The sequence below is a fragment of the Candidatus Nitrosocosmicus sp. R genome (genome assembly GCF_054408505.1).
In genome coordinates this window covers 1617263-1636438 of record NZ_CP167090.1, presented here as the reverse complement: position 1 = coordinate 1636438, position 19176 = coordinate 1617263, and the positions used below count along the sequence as shown (strand labels likewise).

General features: G+C 31.4%; 18 protein-coding genes. 10 read left to right on the top strand and 8 right to left on the bottom strand.

What is annotated here, in order from left to right; genetic code table 11:
- Window positions 1-291 precede the first annotated feature (291 nt).
- Window positions 292-969: a hypothetical protein gene (locus AAGU22_RS08375; protein WP_458718670.1), complete on the bottom strand. Its 678-nt coding sequence runs from the start codon at window positions 967-969 to the stop codon at window positions 292-294.
- A gap of 1987 nt (window positions 970-2956) precedes the next feature.
- Here AAGU22_RS08375 and AAGU22_RS08370 point away from each other — a divergent pair.
- From AAGU22_RS08370 to AAGU22_RS08350, 5 genes are all read left to right on the top strand, one after another.
- The gene (locus AAGU22_RS08370; RefSeq protein WP_458718669.1) at window positions 2957-3469 is read left to right on the top strand and encodes a hypothetical protein; all 513 of its coding nucleotides are present in this window, start codon (window positions 2957-2959) and stop codon (window positions 3467-3469) included.
- Between the two features lie 130 nt (window positions 3470-3599).
- Window positions 3600-4475, top strand: a complete 876-nt coding sequence (locus AAGU22_RS08365; protein WP_458718668.1) for a manganese catalase family protein — start codon at window positions 3600-3602, stop codon at window positions 4473-4475.
- 28 nt (window positions 4476-4503) lie between these two features.
- Window positions 4504-4638 carry a hypothetical protein gene (locus AAGU22_RS08360; RefSeq protein WP_458718667.1) on the top strand — a complete coding sequence of 45 codons (135 nt, stop codon included), beginning with the start codon at window positions 4504-4506 and terminating at the stop codon, window positions 4636-4638.
- A gap of 251 nt (window positions 4639-4889) precedes the next feature.
- A complete protein-coding gene (locus tag AAGU22_RS08355; RefSeq protein WP_458718666.1) occupies window positions 4890-5261 on the top strand; it encodes a hypothetical protein in 372 nt (123 codons plus the stop codon).
- On the top strand, window positions 5261-6679 hold the full coding sequence (locus AAGU22_RS08350) for a patatin-like phospholipase family protein (RefSeq protein ID WP_458718665.1): 1419 nt from the start codon (window positions 5261-5263) through the stop codon (window positions 6677-6679). Before AAGU22_RS08355 ends, AAGU22_RS08350 begins: the two co-directional genes overlap by 1 nt.
- A gap of 502 nt (window positions 6680-7181) precedes the next feature.
- Here AAGU22_RS08350 and AAGU22_RS08345 read toward each other — a convergent pair.
- Together AAGU22_RS08345 and AAGU22_RS08340 are read right to left on the bottom strand one after the other, a co-directional pair.
- Window positions 7182-7343 (bottom strand): hypothetical protein, encoded by a 162-nt coding sequence (locus AAGU22_RS08345; RefSeq protein ID WP_458718664.1) that lies wholly within the window; start codon window positions 7341-7343, stop codon window positions 7182-7184.
- Window positions 7344-7690: 347 nt separating this feature from the next.
- Window positions 7691-8209, bottom strand: a complete 519-nt coding sequence (locus tag AAGU22_RS08340; protein ID WP_458718663.1) for a hypothetical protein — start codon at window positions 8207-8209, stop codon at window positions 7691-7693.
- Between the two features lie 281 nt (window positions 8210-8490).
- On the opposite strand from AAGU22_RS08340, the gene AAGU22_RS08335 reads away from it, so the two are divergent.
- Window positions 8491-9636, top strand: coding sequence for a sensor histidine kinase (locus tag AAGU22_RS08335; protein ID WP_458718662.1), 1146 nt, complete (start codon window positions 8491-8493; stop codon window positions 9634-9636).
- 452 nt (window positions 9637-10088) lie between these two features.
- Window positions 10089-10442 carry a hypothetical protein gene (locus AAGU22_RS08330; protein ID WP_458718661.1) on the top strand — a complete coding sequence of 118 codons (354 nt, stop codon included), beginning with the start codon at window positions 10089-10091 and terminating at the stop codon, window positions 10440-10442.
- A gap of 553 nt (window positions 10443-10995) precedes the next feature.
- Here the strand turns inward: AAGU22_RS08330 and AAGU22_RS08325 are convergent.
- The 3 genes from AAGU22_RS08325 to AAGU22_RS08315 all read right to left on the bottom strand — a co-directional run bounded on the left by AAGU22_RS08325 (window position 10996) and on the right by AAGU22_RS08315 (window position 12982).
- The gene (locus tag AAGU22_RS08325) at window positions 10996-11331 is read right to left on the bottom strand and encodes a hypothetical protein (RefSeq protein ID WP_458718660.1); all 336 of its coding nucleotides are present in this window, start codon (window positions 11329-11331) and stop codon (window positions 10996-10998) included.
- A gap of 537 nt (window positions 11332-11868) precedes the next feature.
- On the bottom strand, window positions 11869-12270 hold the full coding sequence (locus tag AAGU22_RS08320) for a hypothetical protein (RefSeq protein ID WP_458718659.1): 402 nt from the start codon (window positions 12268-12270) through the stop codon (window positions 11869-11871).
- A gap of 421 nt (window positions 12271-12691) precedes the next feature.
- Window positions 12692-12982: a hypothetical protein gene (locus AAGU22_RS08315; RefSeq protein ID WP_458718658.1), complete on the bottom strand. Its 291-nt coding sequence runs from the start codon at window positions 12980-12982 to the stop codon at window positions 12692-12694.
- A 408-nt stretch (window positions 12983-13390) separates the two neighbouring features.
- On the opposite strand from AAGU22_RS08315, the gene AAGU22_RS08310 reads away from it, so the two are divergent.
- From AAGU22_RS08310 to AAGU22_RS08300, 3 genes are all read left to right on the top strand, one after another.
- The gene (locus AAGU22_RS08310) at window positions 13391-14134 is read left to right on the top strand and encodes a DUF2382 domain-containing protein (protein WP_458718657.1); all 744 of its coding nucleotides are present in this window, start codon (window positions 13391-13393) and stop codon (window positions 14132-14134) included.
- Window positions 14135-14176: 42 nt separating this feature from the next.
- A complete protein-coding gene (locus AAGU22_RS08305) occupies window positions 14177-14956 on the top strand; it encodes a hypothetical protein (protein ID WP_458718656.1) in 780 nt (259 codons plus the stop codon).
- A gap of 619 nt (window positions 14957-15575) precedes the next feature.
- The gene (locus tag AAGU22_RS08300; RefSeq protein ID WP_458718655.1) at window positions 15576-16334 is read left to right on the top strand and encodes a YsnF/AvaK domain-containing protein; all 759 of its coding nucleotides are present in this window, start codon (window positions 15576-15578) and stop codon (window positions 16332-16334) included.
- A 183-nt stretch (window positions 16335-16517) separates the two neighbouring features.
- On the opposite strand, the gene AAGU22_RS08295 is transcribed toward AAGU22_RS08300, so the two are convergent.
- Together AAGU22_RS08295 and AAGU22_RS08290 are read right to left on the bottom strand one after the other, a co-directional pair.
- Window positions 16518-17003, bottom strand: a complete 486-nt coding sequence (locus tag AAGU22_RS08295; RefSeq protein ID WP_458718654.1) for a hypothetical protein — start codon at window positions 17001-17003, stop codon at window positions 16518-16520.
- Window positions 17004-17580: 577 nt separating this feature from the next.
- Entirely contained in the window at window positions 17581-18870 is a 1290-nt protein-coding gene (locus AAGU22_RS08290; RefSeq protein WP_458718653.1) for a PQQ-dependent sugar dehydrogenase, read from the bottom strand.
- Window positions 18871-19176: the final 306 nt, after the last annotated feature.

The window sequence follows — 19176 nt, the reverse complement described above, 5'->3', positions numbered from 1 at the left end:
AAAATGGCTTTTAACTTTATTAGCCACAAAAGGGGTCCATATGATGATTAATAGGTTAATGAGACCAAGAAGAAAATGAATGTATAAGTTTACTTAACATGGAATTTTATCTCCTCTTTAAGCCTGCCAAAGTTGAATTTATTCTTTCTTTATTTTACTAATTGTAATACCATATCAAATTTATGATGATAAATTAGGCCATCAAATTTGAACAAAGTAATCAGTGTATAAGTAAAATTAGGAGATTATGTTACATTTAAGTCAAAAGTTGTGGGGGTATTGTATTTCCGCCTATCTTGGAACTTTTACCTTGAACTGACTTAACCTATCGTAGGTTGTATTTAGAACTACCTCTTGTCCATTGTAGGATTGAATTTCGTTTTTTGGTATACTAAATTCATCTTTAGCACCATCAGAAGTTATTATTACATTTTCATCGTTTACTGCTGTTACAATGCCTACTGCTACAGAATCCCCTGTCCGTGCACCCTTTTTCAGAATAGAGTCCCAATCTTGTATGCCCGCCTGAGGCATGGTATACGATGCATCAGTACCAACATTATCTATTTTTCTTTTCTCAATAAGGGGAATATACTTTTGAAGATCGCGCGAAGATTCTGACTGATTGGACGTTTGTGTATCTGGTTGTTCTGTTACAGATGCTGACTTGTACCTTGAATACTCACCCATCTGTGGTGGTTCATCTTTTTTGAAATTGTCTTCAGCTTCTTGTTCGGTTATATTAAACCAAAGAACTTCTCCATCATAACCTGCAACTAATAGTTTAGGTAAATAAAATTTGTTTTTTTTGACTCTCCCCCTTTCTGTTACAACAAATTCCTGTCCGATTTCTTGCACCTCACCCAAATCATCTCCCTTCTCATATCCTCTAGCTTCTTTTTTAATAATGTCTTTCCATTCTATACTATTATCTTTCCAGTTAAAATTACTTGAATTAGTATTATTCACAATCTAATATGTATAATAAAGTATTTAACATTCCATAAGTGGGAGAATCGTATTAAATTTTGGAGTAGACAGCGGAATAAATTAAACTAGTTCAATATAAATGGAACTACCTTATTATAACATCGTTTATCTTTCAGACTTTTAAATGTTAAAACCAAATTATATAGTCTCATTATTCTTGTTTGAATCGTAATTGCAAGTTTATCCTTTATTCTAAAAACCAATTGATACAGTAGTTAACAGATTTTTTTTCTATCCTGTATTTCAAAAATTTCGTATGATTTATGGAAACAGACGAGGAGAAATTAAAGATGAATGTCCTAACTACCTTTAAATGTGAATATCATACGTTATTTGGATCTCGATCAGCTTAGGTGCCAAATACTGATTAAAGAATCTTACTGTCGATCGTTCAAAAGTTATAACGTCGGCTTGAGGCTACTGGCCATCACAGTTTATTCTGGTTTTAATCGCAGGTTCAAAATGAATTATTTTTGAGACTAACAAATTTTTTCTTTTTAATGAAATCCAAATAATAAGGAATGGGATTTGATTCTAAAATAACAAAGTTGACTCATTTACTATGAATTCGAAAGTCTGTTTACCTTGTTGATATCTCATGAGGATTTTAATTTTATATTCCTATCCAGATCAGAACATAACCAATTCTAATTATGTCTTCTAACCAGAGATGAGGAATAGGGAAAAAGTTATGCGATTAACATAAGAACATCATTCCCCATCTCTGAGTAATGCCGATGTCCCTTCGAGTGTCGGAGAGGTAAATATTCAAGTTTAAAATAGTATTTAATGATAATAATAAAACAGTATAAAAGGGAAGAGGCAAACAACAACAACAACAACCTCGTCAAGTTGGTATATGGATTAGTCATTTACCTCAATCCCGTAATGGAATCGCGCTGCTTGTATTGCAATATACAATGTATACGATAGTTTATAACCATAATAAAATGAGGTAGATAAACTGTAAGTAATCATTGTTAATACCTTTCTCTACCTCCTAACTGGTGCAAGTAATAAGTAAATAATAAATGATCAATAAAGTATAAAAATATCTACTATTTTTTTTAGTAACAGATTTAATATCAGACAATAATTCATCGGGTTCGTCCATTGGCCTTATTTTAGTATCAAGAAGTTCAGTCTTCTCGATAATTTTATAGATTGTTAAAAACTATCATGTATATTTATGAATAGAGTCGTTTGGATACAATATTAAAAGCAACACTTCAACGTCAAATTCCTTTTCTTATTGGAGGAACAATAACTGGTCTTATAATGACATATTATTACGGTTTTCTATTTGCTATTGTGGTGAATAGTGTTATCTGGTTTATAATTTCAATGGTTGTCAATAAATACTATTGGCATTATACAGGTTTTAGGGATGAAATGTTTCTTTTTAAAAAATATGTAACAGATAGAAACAAAACTAGAACCAGATAATCAGTTAATTAAAACGGTTTATAGCAATCAACTCGGAAAGTGGTAGAATTTACATTTAACATAGTTTATTGTCGATAGTTAATTAAGTATGCAATGCCTTCACTTTACAATTACATTTCAACCTCAAATGGAAAAAAGATAGAGATGGAACAAAAAAACAAGAATGAACTATGACAATTATCATCAGTTCTGTCCAGGATGTCATAAACTCGTCATAGGTGCTTATGAATATACAGATGCAATTCCAGGACCGCTGGAGAAAGAAGCAATGGAGAAATTAATTCTTTTCATGTTCTAATTTATTATTTATGCGTAAAACTTGCTTTTCAAATTGTAAATATGTGGCACCTGTGGTGACAATGGATCAGTACAGTTTTATGTTTTTGTTATGAAAATAATGCAATTCTGACAATACCGTATATGAATAATCCTAGGAATCCTTAGCAGTTTTATTAAACTTATGAATGTAAACGTTGCTAAGTTTGGTTGTTAAGTTTTGATAAACTAAATAGTTTCAGTTATGGCAAAAGAGTCAGACATTACAAAATCAATTGGAGATCAGGAGGAACAAGATATACATGATACAGACCTTTTATTGGTAAATTTTTTGTCGACTGGCCAAAAGATTTCAAAGATTGATGCCAATTATATAGAGCAACGACGAGAACAAAGTGGCTCCAACCGAGCAAATGAACAAATGTCATGCGACAAATGTAAGTTTAATCTTCCAGCGGAGAAGCTCTGTCATATTGTAGAGGGAAGTATGAATAACGAGGAAAGAATATCTAAATTTTTTTCTCCAAGGGGACACGGAATGTTGCCTGGAGATATTCTCTGGTACTACGTCACCCAGAGAGGTGAAAAATTAGACTATGAAAAAGGACGAGTGATAAATGAAGCCACTGAGGGATTTCAACGCAAAGATTGTGAATATTATCTTAATTCTTATGCACGTTTGTTACTAAAAGGCAGATTGGAACCTGAGATGAGTTATGCTTTAATTGTAAAAATTGGAAATGGAATTAAACTATAGTTTTATTCTTTTTACATGTACTCATTTATAGTAATATTAGAATGATTTGCTTAAGATTTGATTTTCCAATATGATCCTTAAGTTGTTTAAGTACCTTTGATAAATACTTTGATGATTAGTAATTTATGATATGTTTTTATCAGTAAAAAGGATTCCACATCCAATACCACCTGCAGATAAACCTGATCCAAAAGCTGCTCAAGCCTTGCAAGAAGGATTAGGAGGTCAGTTTGGAGAGATGCGTACAATGATGCAATATTTTTTCCAAAACATGAATTTTAGAGGTAACGCCAAACCTTATCAAGATTTACTAAGAAGTATGGCCACTGAAGAGATGGGACATGTTGAACAAATAACAAACACAATAAATATTCTTTTAGAAGGTGCTTCAACTAATTCAAATAATCCAAATGAACTACCTTTATCTATCGCTTTAGAATCTCCTAATATTCATCACTTTTTGGTTGCAGCTCAAAGTGCACGCCCTGTAGATGCAGCAGGAAATCCTTGGTCTGCTTCTTATGTCTACGATAGCGGAAATCTTGTGCTTAACATGTTGTATAATTTGATGCTAGAGGCCACAGGAAGATTACAAAAATGTCGATTGTATGAAATGTGTGATAATAAAGCGTTCAGGTCTACAGTTTCTTACCTAATCGTAAGGGATTTGGTTCATGAAAAGGTTTTTGCTAAAGCATTGGAGACTCTTGGAGTCAATTGGGGGAAATCATTACCCGTTCCAAGAATAGATACATCTAATATGCCAGAAGTAAGAGATCTGGAAAGCAAGAATCTACATAATCAGATGTGGACATTTGCAAATAAGGGGGAAGAGTCGTTGTTAGATAAGATATTCAAAGGTGATTCCCCATTTGATGATGGTGGTACCCTTGAGGTTATTGAAGGATTTCCCGAAGGTGTTGAAATACCCAGTATGCCCGAAGCTCCACAAGAATTTTCACCAGGACTCGATGCTGATCTAAAGAACATGACAAAGAAATTATGAAGAGATTTAGCAAGTAAGAAGAAAGATATTGTTCCTACATTGGTCTGTAACTGGAAATGCAAAGGATCTGATAAAACAAGCCAAAGAGATGATAATGCGCACATCCACTTATCAAAACCTTTCAGAAAATAGCAAAATTCCTACTACATCTACTGGACCATAAATCCACTATTTTTAATTTTTGAAGCACTATTGGGATTCAATTGCAAAAAAAATAGCATGTCTAACCTGATCAATAGTTCTAGCCTAGTCATATAGTAAATTGTAAACCAAATGGCCTTAGTATTACTAATATATGATGATCCCGAGTATCTTCAAATAATCTTATAAACCCTTCAAGAGTATCAGTTATCATATACTTGTCTATAAACTATGTTATACAAAAAATACTGAGTAGTAGTTCTTTTGGATAATTTGTTAAAATCAGTATTAAAGCGTCAAATGCCTTATCTTGTAGGAGGCACAATAACTGGGACGATTATGGCTTATAATTATAGCTTTTTAATCACTATCATAGTCAATAGTATTATTTGGTTTGTTATCTCGACTCTTGTTAACAAATACTATTGGAACTATACCGGATTCAAAGAAGAGATTCAACTTATGTCAAAATATGTTAACCCTATAAGAAAGAAAAAATCTATAAACAATTCTGCTTTCAAATTAGATGATTACAAAGAAGAAGATAATATAGATAGATACTTCTCCACAACTGATGAAGGTAAGGAGAGATCTGATAATTTGGGAAGCCCCACTAAAAATCTGAAACTAGGTATAGATTATTAATGTCAAACTTAAACAAACATTCTATTCCGCAAGTTCAAAGAGCATTAGTTTTGCAAGGAGGTGGAGCATTAGGCGCATACCAGGCTGGGGCTTTTAAATGTCTCCATGAAAAAATCAAAGGAATTCAAGATGTTAGTAATGAAAAAGATGTTCCATTATTTGACATTATTGCAGGAACCTCTATAGGTGCCATCAATGGTGCCATCCTTGTTAGTTATTTTGTTGAAAATAAGACATGGGATGGTGCTTCAGAAAAGCTTGAGACATTTTGGAAGTATTTGTCTACCCCTACACCAAACATAGCTGAGCCGTTAAAACAGTGGAAAAAAGAATATGCAAAAGGAAATCCCTTAGTAGCATCAGAAGAATCTGCACGAAGATATTATTCCGCAAAAGAATTTACTAAATCGGGTGTGGAAAACGTATTCAAGCCCGTACATCCTCCAAAACAAGATAATAAATTTTGTGATTCTCAAAATCAATGGCTTGTATATGATAACCAACCATTAAGAGAGAGTATAGAAAAATTTGCTAAATTTCCTATTGCAACTAGCTTTGATAAAGGCGAACCAAGATTACTTGTTGTGAGTGTTGACGCGGCCGAAGGTACCACAGTTACATTTGATAGCTATGAGAGTGAGCAAGGAAAAAGAGAATCAGAATATGGTGATTCTCATTTAGGGAAGTCCATTATCATTCATTACGATGAAGGTATTGGCATCAAACATCTAATAGCAAGTTCATGCTTACCTGAAACCTATGCTTATGAGGATATAGACGGAAGAAAGTTCTGGGATGGAGGACTCTTAAGTAATACTCCAATTAAAGAGTTGGTAAATGCACATAAAAGATTTTGGGAAAAAAGAATAGGTTCTAAAGATCTTGAAAACTCATTTCGAGTAAGAGTGAAGAGTACAGGTATGGATAATTACAGCAGAAAATCACAAGAGCAACAACAGGTTCAGAGAATTCCAGATTTGGAAATATATATTGTAAATTTGTTGGATCCCAAGCAAAATAGTAGTAATTCTGTTGGAAACAAGGTTCCACAAGATTTTGATGGAGTTAAAGGTAGAATTATTGATATAAAACTTGGTAAAGCATATGATTCAGAAACATATGGCCTCTATGCAGACTACGTTAATTTAATTGAAAAGTTGATTGGCCTTGGAGAGAATGATGAATTACTAAGGGAGAAGATTAACATGATATTAGAAGAATATGCCCAAAGACGATTTATGACCGAGGAAATTAAGAAAAATATCGATATACTAAAGAGTACTTTTAGAATAGTAAAAATAACCCACATACAACGGAAAGATGACAAAAATAGTGTTTCAGGAAAACTTACTGACTTTACATCTGAAACCATAGACAGATTAATACGGGATGGATACCAAGACGCTCTGAGTAAATAACTTTTCTAATAATGCGACGTGCTTCGATATAATTGGTTTTATTTATCAATATGGTCTATAAAATTAGCACGAAAGAATTAAATAAGTAAAAATCAGGTTCAAAGAAATCAATCTTATCAATTTTATCACCTAGTGCTATTGCAATATACCAAAGCCAAAAGCACAATCTGAGCAAACTAAGCATAATAAAATTAGAATTTAAGACAAAAAAAACCTTCTTAATTAATATTCAAACATATTACCAAAGGAAGGACTTATGAAATTAACAAGTGATTGATTCAAACTAATGTCTACATAATCTAAATCACTACTTAACATATACAGATCAGCCGGAAATTAATAATAACAGTTTTTACTTTATTTTCCATGTTATTTGCATTTTCTGAATATCATGACATAACAAACAGGTGGTAAGTATGGGAAATTTCACTCTAGTTAGTAATCGAGAATCCACTTTGAACATTCTGATTTGAGTTATGGATAATTCAGATTATAAAAAAGATTATTTCAACCTCTCTCCACCATCCCTGCCCCCTCCAGAATTCTCCACTTCTAACTCCTTCAAATCATCAACTACCTTAGAATCAGATTTTGTTATAGGTTTTAGGATTTCGTTATTTAACTTGTCATTTTCCAATGAATCACTCGGGTTTGTTTTCCTCACTCGTATATTCTAAATGAGATTTTTACAGATAAACTTTAAAATTTGCTTAATTTAAATTGTTAATATAATATTCTAATTCAGAATTTCGTAAACTGCTAATTCGTAATAAGGATAAGTCTTTAACAATAAGCAACCTCATATGAAAATCCAAGTATGTGAAATGGAAGCCATACGGACGCTCTTGTATTTTAATTGACTTATAAAAACTACTATCCGTAATCACAAATAAAAAATTTTGAATACAGTCTTAAACGTAACTTTAAGACTGATTGATTATTATGGTGTTTGAAATTTCGCAATAAAAATGTGATAGTTATATTGGTTATTCCATTGTTAGATTTCTATTATTAGCTTAAGCCATTAACCAAGTCCTTAATTCCTTCCATCACACCACCAGTAGCATTTGATACTGCTTCGCCAGTTTCATTCATTGCAACTTCCATTCCTTGAGTTGCTGTTTGTCTAGTCCCATTCATTGTATCTTGAGCAACTTGACCGGTTTGGTTTTGCCTCATTTCAGCAACCATTGAATTATTATAAGTATCGGATGTGGAATTTGTAAGACAATTTACCATTGACACATTTATACCCATATCAGGTGTACACTTATACATTGTAACTTGTGCCTGGATGTTATTCGGATATAACATTTCCATACTGCTTAATGTAATAGCCAAAACAAATGCAATAATACATCCCTTAATAATTTCTATTTTTACCGATACAATTTTAGAGTGATTTAATTTTTCCTTAAGATAACGAACCATTAGATGAAAAAGTTGTATAATAAAGTATTTACCGATAGTAAATCTTATCTCACTAGTGCTAAAATAACGAAATAGTGCCAACTTTTTATCTTTTCTCAAAAAATAAAGTCATATCTCATAGGATATTGATATAGGAATTTTTTCAAAAATCTATTCCTGTATTAGGCCAAAGGACGGAGACATTGATAGGATTTTTTATCTTTCTGTTGACAATTTTCAAATAATAAAAAAGGCTTCTATTCGCTTTGGGATTAGCATGGTACTCGGATAATGCGATATGATTATCTGGCCTATATTAGTTATTTATTTAAAGTATCTTTTGCAACATATATGGAATAAACATAACGCTACCTGAAACTAAAAGCAATAATGATTTGACAGTGAAGGAGCTCCTCACAATAAAAACGGGTGAATTACTCGCAAAGACGGATGAATTGAGAGAGATAAATGAGTCTCTTCATCTTTTAAACAATGAAATTAGAAAGAAATCAGAAGAAGTAAGAAATACAAAAAAGGATCTAACTGAAACAGAAAGAAATCTTCTTGTTGCCAATGATAATTTGACAGAAACCAATGAAAAATTCTCATTAACCAATAAACAACTTGCAAAAGTCAATAAAGATCTTGTTGTGGCTAACGAACAGATAAAACAACTTGTATTAAAGCAAAAAGAATTCATGGATATTACAGGTCATGAACTAAGGACACCAGTCCAGGCCTTATCTGGAAATTTTGAATTAATTGAAATGGATATACCGTCACTTCTGCAGAATTCCTTAGAAGGCAAAAATAATATCAATAAAGAATTTGAAAGTTTAATCAAAGATAAGCCTAGGCTAGAACAATTTGCAAATAGGCTCATATCCATCCACAGAAATTCACAGAGACTTGAGAAATTGGTAAATGATGTTTTAGATACATCGCGAATCGAAAGTAATAGATTAGATTTACATAAAGAATTCTTTAATCTAAACGAAAATATACAGAATGTAATTAAAGACGTCCATACTAAAATAAACATTAGTTCGCTTCATACGAACTTGCCTACTCCCATTGACATAGTTTTTGATTCACAAGAGGAGCCTATTACTGTATTTGCAGATAAAATAAGGATTTTTGAAGTTCTCTCAAACCTAATAAATAACGCAATCAAATTTTCAAATGGCGAATCCATCACTATTTCAGCCATAAAGTTTCAAAATAATGGGAATAAAATGAACCATATCAATCACGAAGACTCTCAAATTGGAGAAAGGGAATGCAGGAAGGAAAAAGACGGTGAATTAGTAATAGTATCCATTAAAGATAAAGGAAAAGGTATTGACGAAGAGGTGTTACCACGACTATTCAACAAGTTTGTGACCACATCAGAACAAGGTACGGGTTTAGGGCTTTTCATAGCCAAAAACATTATTGAAGCACATGGGGGCCGAATCTGGGCTCAAAATAACAAGAATGGAAAAGGGGCAACCTTCTCATTTAGTTTACCAATAAACAGGCGACACAGTTATTCAACTAACAACTGATTAAAGTCGATAGAACGCTACTACTCTCATATGGCAACGGACTCGAATAATAAACTACTGCCATTCATCGTTTTTCATCTAGTGTGGGCTGTGGAAGATAGTTGCACCGCCTTAAGGCGGCGAGTACTATGATCCTTATTCAGAATCACATGGTAACTAAAAATGTCACCAACTATATAAGATCTGTATCCGTATGTTAGTTTTAATGTCGAAATTTTAACAAATATTTGTTTACGATTAATAATGGACTATCCAAACTTATTATTTTGTTGCCATTTCTTATAAAAATGAAATATGGTAGATAAGCTCTATGGACAGAGTAATTATTAGAGTCGTTGTAACTACTATCACAACTAATGGGACCTTTAATTATATCAATGAAAATATGGTCAATTCAAACCAAATAGATATTTAAGAAATATTTAAGAAATATAACACATTTTAATTGAAGTGTGTCTCAAGGCGAATGGTTTACTACTTACCTCCAGTATGAAAATCTAAGGGATTTACTAAATGTAGTACTTTACACGTCGCAGTCTTTTATGGCTATAACACCGATGCTTTATTCTATTAAATATAAAGATAAAGAAATCTTATTTGTCCACACAGGGATGGTTGGAGGAGTCGTTGCTCACTATTTTATCTTGGAAGAAAAACCTTCTACAAAGTTTATTGAATTAAATAAAATGACATCAAATTACAAATTTACAAATGCCATTGGAGACAATAGTCAGTCTATCTATATTCCCATTGTAAATTTAGTTCGTTCTACTTTGGTATTTCCACTAACTGATGTTAACATGTAAATTTGAATCTGCTAATATCAAATTGTTGAAAGGTATTATCTAGATGGAAGCAATCAATGATTACTCTATAAAGACGAAAGTAGGCTTTACTGAATCAGCCTTTAGATACGTAGTATAAAAAAAATGTAAAATCGAATCTAATAGATCTTTTTGACGGGCCTTATTTTCATGTAGCTATAATTTAGCGCCGTTCTTAAAGGATGGTGCGGAACGACAATAAATAATAAAGATAAAAAAGGGCAACCAAAAAAGTCTACGATTGATCATTTTCTGTACAATCTGAATTAACGAAATATATAATGTTTACAGAGGAAGAATCAGAAAAACACTTTCAAGTAGGTGCTGTTGCGATAACACATCAAAGAATCCTTGACTGGCTTGATGCGTTATTGAAGAACTATTTTTTAGTTTTTTATTTTGCTTTTCTTTTTAAATCCAAGAAATCTAATTCGATGTAAACTAAATTTACTAAAATTGTTTTGACCAAACATATTGCAACGAGATATTCAGAACTCGATGTATGATAGATTCTATTTTAATATTTTATTAGAAACTAATTTTTCTTTATCACCAATCCTGCAGCTAGAGCTATATCATATACGTCATGATATTTTGTTTTTGGATTCAAATTATTTTGTATGGCCTCCAAGACATCGTTGATTCTATTTCCCATCGCCGGTGATTTATGATTCAAATGATTTTTTATTTCCTCCGTCGTAGCTGGAAATTGAAGTCCCTCTAACAAATTAGCCATTTTGGATAGGATTTCTCTATCTGTGGCTTCGTTATCAGCCGGAGTATTTGTTTTATCACCCTGTCTTAAATGTGTAGAAAACTCTCCCGTTTTGGTCGGATCAGTATAATTTATGTCGTTATTAGATTCTGACATATTGATAATATTCGCTCAAAGTAGTTAAGCATAATAAATTCAAATATTTTACACTTTTCTTAACTCAATTCATTAAGTATCTTCATCTTCAAAAACTAAAGTGAAGAATAAAAATAATAATTGGAGATAGGTTGGAATTTTTCTGTCATAATTTTTTCATCTTATTGAATTTATCCACATTAAATTTTCCTTTTTATCAATATGAAATAAGGGATATTAGAGATTATTGCAGGACATGATGTTTAGTATTCTCAGCCTTGTAAAATCAGTTCCTTTGTTTCCTGGAAATTCGTTGCAGCAGTAATATCTACTACTTTTTTTTCAGGAAAGGAGTTATCGGTATTCTGAATGATATTCGCAGTATGGTCAATACGAATATTTAGTCAATTTAAGAAAACTATGGTCCGAAGCTTTATTTTGTCCTCTGCATAATTCTACAAATTATTAAATAAAATTATGAATCAAGATCTATTCTAGAATCTTGTATGCTTACTCTAATTTTCTATTTCTTAATGTAAAGAAAGAGGGAATAGATTATTAATTAGTCATATTGCCCATTCCAACTGTAGTTTGGTTAAAAGGTATTGTGGTTTTATTGGCGATAGTGGTAATAGCAGGTCCTGTGGGTTGAATTAGAGTTTTATTTTCAAGATTTGATAAATTTCCAGGTTGCTGTGTCAATGTTTGGTTTCCGAGTGGTTGAATTTGAGATTTATCCATAGGCTTTGTTGTTTGATTGACAGTAACTGTGGTTTGTTCAACTGGTATGGTAGTCTGATTTGCTATGGTAGTTTGTGGCTTGTCTGTAATAGTTGCCATTGTCTCATTTTGAGAAGATGCAGTTGTTTGATTTTGATTTTGAGCGTACACTGATCCTGTGTATGCCAATGTAAAAAATAATGTGGCTGTGCATACCAGGATGATAAAGGTGTTTTTCATTAGTACAATTTAGATTCTATACTTTAAATAGATCTTATCAAACTCCCATCCAATAACTTAACTGGCTAACCATATTACAAATCTAATTTAATAACAGATATCCTCCTTTTAGTAATAAAATGAATTGGAAGTTAAGAATGCGGTCAATGATGGAAGAAGGATATACTTGTTATGATGAAGGTAATCATAGGATAAAAGGTATATCTTTTATGCAATTGACTAAAATACGAAATATAGATTAGATAGAAATAACAGGGTTGAATAATAATGGGCAAATTAGTGTTATACGAAATGAAAGTGATGATCTGAAATATGCTGTCACAGTAGATGTTTCGAATTGTTTAATATGTTATTTAACCATCAACAATATATTACTTCTAGTTATTAATGCATAATTAAGAACAATTAATACTTAAATTTATTATTGATTCTTTTGTTCATTTGAAAACTCTTTCGCGGTATCTACAACAGTATCTTTAACTTCTAAAGCTTTTTGTTTAGCCTGTTCCAATATTCCATGTTTCTCATTACCGTAATTTTTAAGATCATTTTGCTTCTTTTGTACCTCATATTGTATGTATTTCATATCTTTGGAGTTAACGAAAACCGGATATCTCTCAAATGTCGCTACCTCATTATTTTCTAGCCTGATCTCAATCTTACCTATTCCCTTTTTTATTTGATCGGTATTTTCTTCTTTAATTTTGATCAATAATTTAGGTGTATATCACAGTTAATAAATATGATAAAAACAAGATGCGATATATAAAAGATGGATGGGTATGTTTTTTTTGGAAATAATATAGATTCTCATTAATATATATTGAGCATCACGATGTGTTGATAAATATGGATTCGTCACTATTATGCTGGAGAATATTGAAATACCCTTTGTCATAAACTAACTTTAAATTCTCATCAAAAATTAATACAAGGTATTTAATATGATACTTCACCTACTAACCACTAAATATGGTAATTAGTAAATACACTATCTTACTTTTATTAAGGATTAAACAAGTGTTGCTTTAGTGTATTCAAGAAAAACAAGTACAAAAATCAACAGAAAATACCCACAAGTATTGTATACCATTATAAATATTAATAATATAAAGTATCTGTGAATAACGAGTCTGTAGTCCCGCATGACAATAAAATTACACCTGTTAATGATAGTCCTCCTTCCCTAGACACTATATCCCAACAGAAAGAACTAATTGTAGAAAAGATTCCAATCTATGAAGAAGAATTTGAAATTACTAAAGAGACTACAAAGACACAATTATATTTAGAAAAAAGGTGGATAAAATCAACAAAAAAGATTGAAGTACCCATCAATTATGAGGAGATGTTTATCAATGGAAAAGAATTTGACTCCTACAGCAATAATGAATTAATTGAGATTTTTTCAAAGGTAAAGGAAAAAATTTCAGAAGTGTTTCATCCTAGCCAAACTGAAGGAGATGAGGATCAACCCAATAAGACAGAGAATAGGGATGATCGCAATTATCCAAATGATTTGGACATAAAGATGCCCAAAAACGAGGAAACAATAAAAGCAAAAATGAGCCAGACCGAGTTAGAATCTGGTCAGAGTGAAAAAAGGCCACCACTACCCAATTCTGAAGCCAATATAAATAATAACGAGATTCAAGTTTCTGTTAATAACAATAATGACTCTCAAGAAGAACAAGTTATTCCTATTTGGGGAGAACAAATAATAATAGATAAAAAAATGGTAAAGCTCGGCGAAATAGTTATTAAAAAATCTCGAATATCCGAAAAGCGCAAAGTAGATGTAGAAGTCAGAAAGGAAAAAATTACTGTCAAATATCCTGATGGGAAGAAGCAAGAAATTACCTAATATTTAGAACATGAATATATAATATGTTATATAAAAAAATTTGTGACTACTAAGGATGAATTATTAAAATCTAAGAATATTAATCTTGACGATATCATAAAGAAAGAAGTCATAGGAATTGATGGGCTTGATTTAGGAAAAGTAATAGAGATAGGGGAGACTTATATTGTCACCCAAAGAGGTTTAATAGATAAGAAAAAATATCATCTCCCAATTTCATCGATAGAAAGTTTTGACGGGGAATTTTTGAATTTGAAGATTAATGAGACTGATTTAAAAAGTTATGAACAAACTGAGGATAATTTATTCGAAGGATATTCTTCTTTTAAATCTTCAGACATGTCACATGAAGTACAGACAACTATTCCATTAATAGACGAGAAATTAGAAGTAACTAAAAAGACTATCGAAGAAAACATGGAAATAACAAAAGAACCCATAAAGGAAACGAAAATTGTGGAGATCGACCTAATACACGATAAAGTTACAATAACTAAAAGACCATTTAAAGAAAATAATAATGCAAAAAAAATCGAATCCCACAGTCATAAATTAGAAAGTAATTCTTCAGATAGCCAGAAAGACAAAAAGAAAGAAGAAGGAGAGGGCTTGAGGAACTATGATGACAAAACTGAAATAATTATGACACTCGAAAGAGAAGAACCCATTATAGTTAAAAGATCCCATGTCAAGGAAGAAGTAATAGTAAAGAAACAAACTTTGTTTGAAACAAAGACAATAACAGAAGAACTAATTCATGAACATATGAAATCTAGTAATATCGAACCTACAAGAGTAAAAGAGAGGAATACATCAAATTAGCCAACAACTGGATGCTACTGCATTTAAATCGTAGTTTGATAAGTCTAATGGTAGAATATAGGCATTGTAGTCCGATATATTTTAGAACATCTTTACATGGCATAATTGATCAGTATTTTTTAATTAGGTCGTTATTTCATACTGCAAAAGATATTATGGTTTTTCTTACATTATTGCATATTTCATTGATATAATACCATAGTCTTCTTCAATTTCCTTATTTCTCAAATACTATTTTAATTCTCATTTTAGAATAGTTTTTTGTCTATTTGCTCCATGTACCTTTCTTGATTGTTAGAAGTATTGTCATTATAGATATTAATTTAAAATCACAATAAATTTAATTATTATCACAATGTCGATTTCCTATGCATTGGGCATAATATTCAGGCTGAATCTGCAAAATTCTTGCTTAATTAGATTAGACTAAAATGATATAACGTCTTCTAATGAAATACAATCTAATATTTTAAACATAAAAAAAGTGAAGACAAATAATTGTCCGTATTTGTCAGAAAACTATATTTCAAAGTATCTAGATGGTTATAAAACACAAGAATATAGATACGCGAAAGAATTTTATCAACCATATATAATTTGTTAAATAAATACATTCAATATGTCGTCTGAAAATGACAATGAAGTTAATTGGAATGAAGTTGTAGGAAAAGAAGCACTCGGGGAGAATGGCTTAGATTTTGGTACGATTAAAGATATATCAGGTGACTATATCGTTACCGAAGTAGGTATGTTTAAGAAGAAAATATACCACCTACCAAAGAGTTCTGTAAAATACTTTAATGGAGTTTTCCTAAACTTCTCGCTAAATGAATCAGACCTTTCAACTTATGAACAAAAAATTGGAGAAGGTGCCTTTAATGATGATTCTCTCTCCGGATCACAGGATATGCCAGCAAAAAAAGAAATGTTAATTCCTTTGATCAGTGAAAACCTAAATGTAACCAAGACCATTATTGAAGATAATATAAGAATTGTAAAAGAACCCATAAAGGAAACGAAAACTGTGAAAATTGAGTTGATGCATGAAAAAGTAACAATTCAAAGAAGAGATGTCAGCATAAATGACGATAGGCTTAACAAAGTAGCAAATATTAATTTAAATAATAGTAAGACCTCTAACCTAGAACCTTACCAGGAATCGGATAACGACGTCTCAATGTTTGCAAAGACTGAATTTTTAATTCCAATCAAAAAAGAAGAACCATTAATTACAAAAAAATCATTTGTTAGAGAGGAACTAGTAATAAACAAAAAACCAATAACTGAAACTAAAACAATAGCAGAAGAAATAACAAAAGAAGAAGTTAAGTACGACAATCAAGTGATAGAAAAAACTAAAGATGGAATACCTCTATAGCATAATTATTATTTTGTATTGTTAAATAGAATCATTTCTTATACACAACCCGGGTTATCAAGTATTTGAATTGTCTCGATTACTAATAGCCAAAAGGACCTTTAACAGGGATCTTTTTTAATTGATGAGGTTTGACATACTTCTCTAATATCGTATTTCCAAACATCGGAAAAAGATAATTGTTTATTTAAAAAATTTTGTTTTCTTTATCATAATATTAGCAGTTGTGGCATATAATATCCAACCTATTACTGTAGTTATTATTGATATCTCTGAGGAGTTAATTTGAGTAAACTCGAAAAAGAGGTATGTAGATACAAACTTTGTAAATAAATATACTATTTCAGATAAACCCAGAGTAGTTACTAACTTTATAGAATCTTGCCTTAATTGTTGTTTATCTTTTGTTCCATCAGATTTTAAATATCTTTGCTTGTTCTCAACATAAAACAAAATAATAAAAATGAGATTAAATATCGCAAAATCAGCAGTCAAAGATATAATCGAAATTAAAAGATTATTACCTGCATAAGTTATTGAGGCATAAGTTACAATTGCAACATCTAAAAGAGCAGTTACGATACTCGCAATCAGAAAATTCTTGTTAAAGTGGATTATATCTCTATATTTACTATAAAAATTATTGATGAGACCGTTGTGGTTCATCATATATAGATAGACAAGAAATTATTTATATATATTCTATCATAATATATTGAAAAAACATTGTTTAACTAACTATTTCTTCACAATATTGTACTGTTTTTCCAAATTAAAGATGAATTCATTGGAATTATTATGGAATTGATCCTATTTTTCATACTATAATGATTACCTTAAGGATGATTATTCAACTTATTTATCGATCTCTAATATTTTGCTGAATTTTAACTTGATTTATTGATAATTACTGCAATGTATTTTGTTTTTATGGACACCCAGCCTAATCTATCATTTAATAATGAAATTATTAGCAATGATGGTTCCAAATTTTATTTAGCCTATACAGTTCCATTCATTTGTAGAATATGAAACATTTCAATTTACAAAAGTTAGTTTATAGCAGTTGTTCTAATAAACGGATTACTTGATTCTTAAATTCAAGGATAAAAATTAAACTTTTATTTCTCTCTAAATTAATCTTTAAAGTTTGATTTATAGTGAGTTGTAATGGTGTATGTGTAAGATAAAAGGCAAAGAGAAATCACAATATTCCTCAATATTTGAAGAATAAAAAATAGAAATCTTATGCCGGTGTAACCCTATAGATAATTCCATTATCATGTGATAAGATATACAATAATCCATCGTCAGGTCCTGTTACTAAATCTGTTATACTTCCAAAACCACTTCCAAAGACAACTGAAGATTGTTCTTCTTCATTGTCTATAACTAAGTCTGGAACAGTGTCAAGTAAAAATCCATTTCTTTCAGGATTCATCTTAAAATAATACAAGTTTCCGTTATTGTTATCACCCACAAATACATTATTGGAATAGGATTCACCCAAATTAGTAGAGTTTAGAATTTCTATGTCAGTGAGGGCTGGTGGAGCTAGCCAAGTTAGAACAGGATCTCTATAATGAGAACCCTCAAAGTTAACTAAATCCTCTTCAGTATTACCAGAAGATGAAATAGGACCCATAATTGTTTGCCAACCGCTGTTGAATCCCGGTTCAACTACATTGATTTCGTCATTTGAAGCGGGTCCATTTTCCGTATTCCATAGAACATTAGTGACAGGATCGAATGCAATTCCAAAGGAATTTCTAACACCATATGCAAAATATTTACTTAGTGGATCAGCAGGGTCCTTGGAAAATGGATTATCTGGTGCTGGTGTTCCGTCAATAGGATTTATTCTGAATAACACACCAGTATCATCAGGAGGCGGGCCATCAGGAAAGTTTTGTAGCATACCATCATGATTCAGATCTCCTATAACTCCATAAAGATAATTATCAGGTCCAATTGTCAATTTTCCACCATCATGATTGGGACCGGGTATTGCTGGGAGATCTAAGATGAGAGTTGGATTTTCTAATGTCTGGCCATTCCAGGTGTATTTGTATACTCTATTTTTTAATTCGCCTTCACCTTCATCTCCTGCAGATTCAGTATAATAAAGAAAAATATCCCTTCCGTTATCATCGGGATCGGAGTCGCCACCAATGCTCATATTCTTCTCTACTGCAATACCAAGTAAACCTCTTTCGCTTTGGGTATCTACAGGGATTTCTAAGACGGGTTGAGATTGCAATTGGCCATTTGAAACTAACCTTACTTGTCCATCTTTTTCTAAAACCATTATATTGTTACTATTTAAAAAGGCCATACTGGTAGGAGAATTTAGACCCTCAACTAATGATTCAACATTTAAACTTGGATCGTTAACGGACTGTGATAATGCAATAGGTAATTGATGATAAAGTAGTGATCCAGTTGCTAGAACTAAAATAAAATACAATATGAAAATCTTATTTGATGTTTTGATGGAGACACACGTCTCATTATCAAAATTTTTTCTAATTATCACCGTAATTATAGTATACGTGATAGATTAAATAAGTCGTAGTCTTACGATAACTGAAAAAATGTTAAAATCCAATCAGAGTCTTGCACTATCATTTTAAATTTGATTCCTCAAGCATTGCTTCGGTGTTCAAACCCCATCCCTTTAATTAGTTAAAAGATATATTTGATGACTCCACGATTACCCGGTTTGGATTTGAGTCCCACACCCGGCATTATATTTTTGGATCTGTATGTTTATTTTATTAACTTAACAAATAACATTAATAATTTGAAAAAGCCAAATCAGCACATTATTCTTCATTTAGTC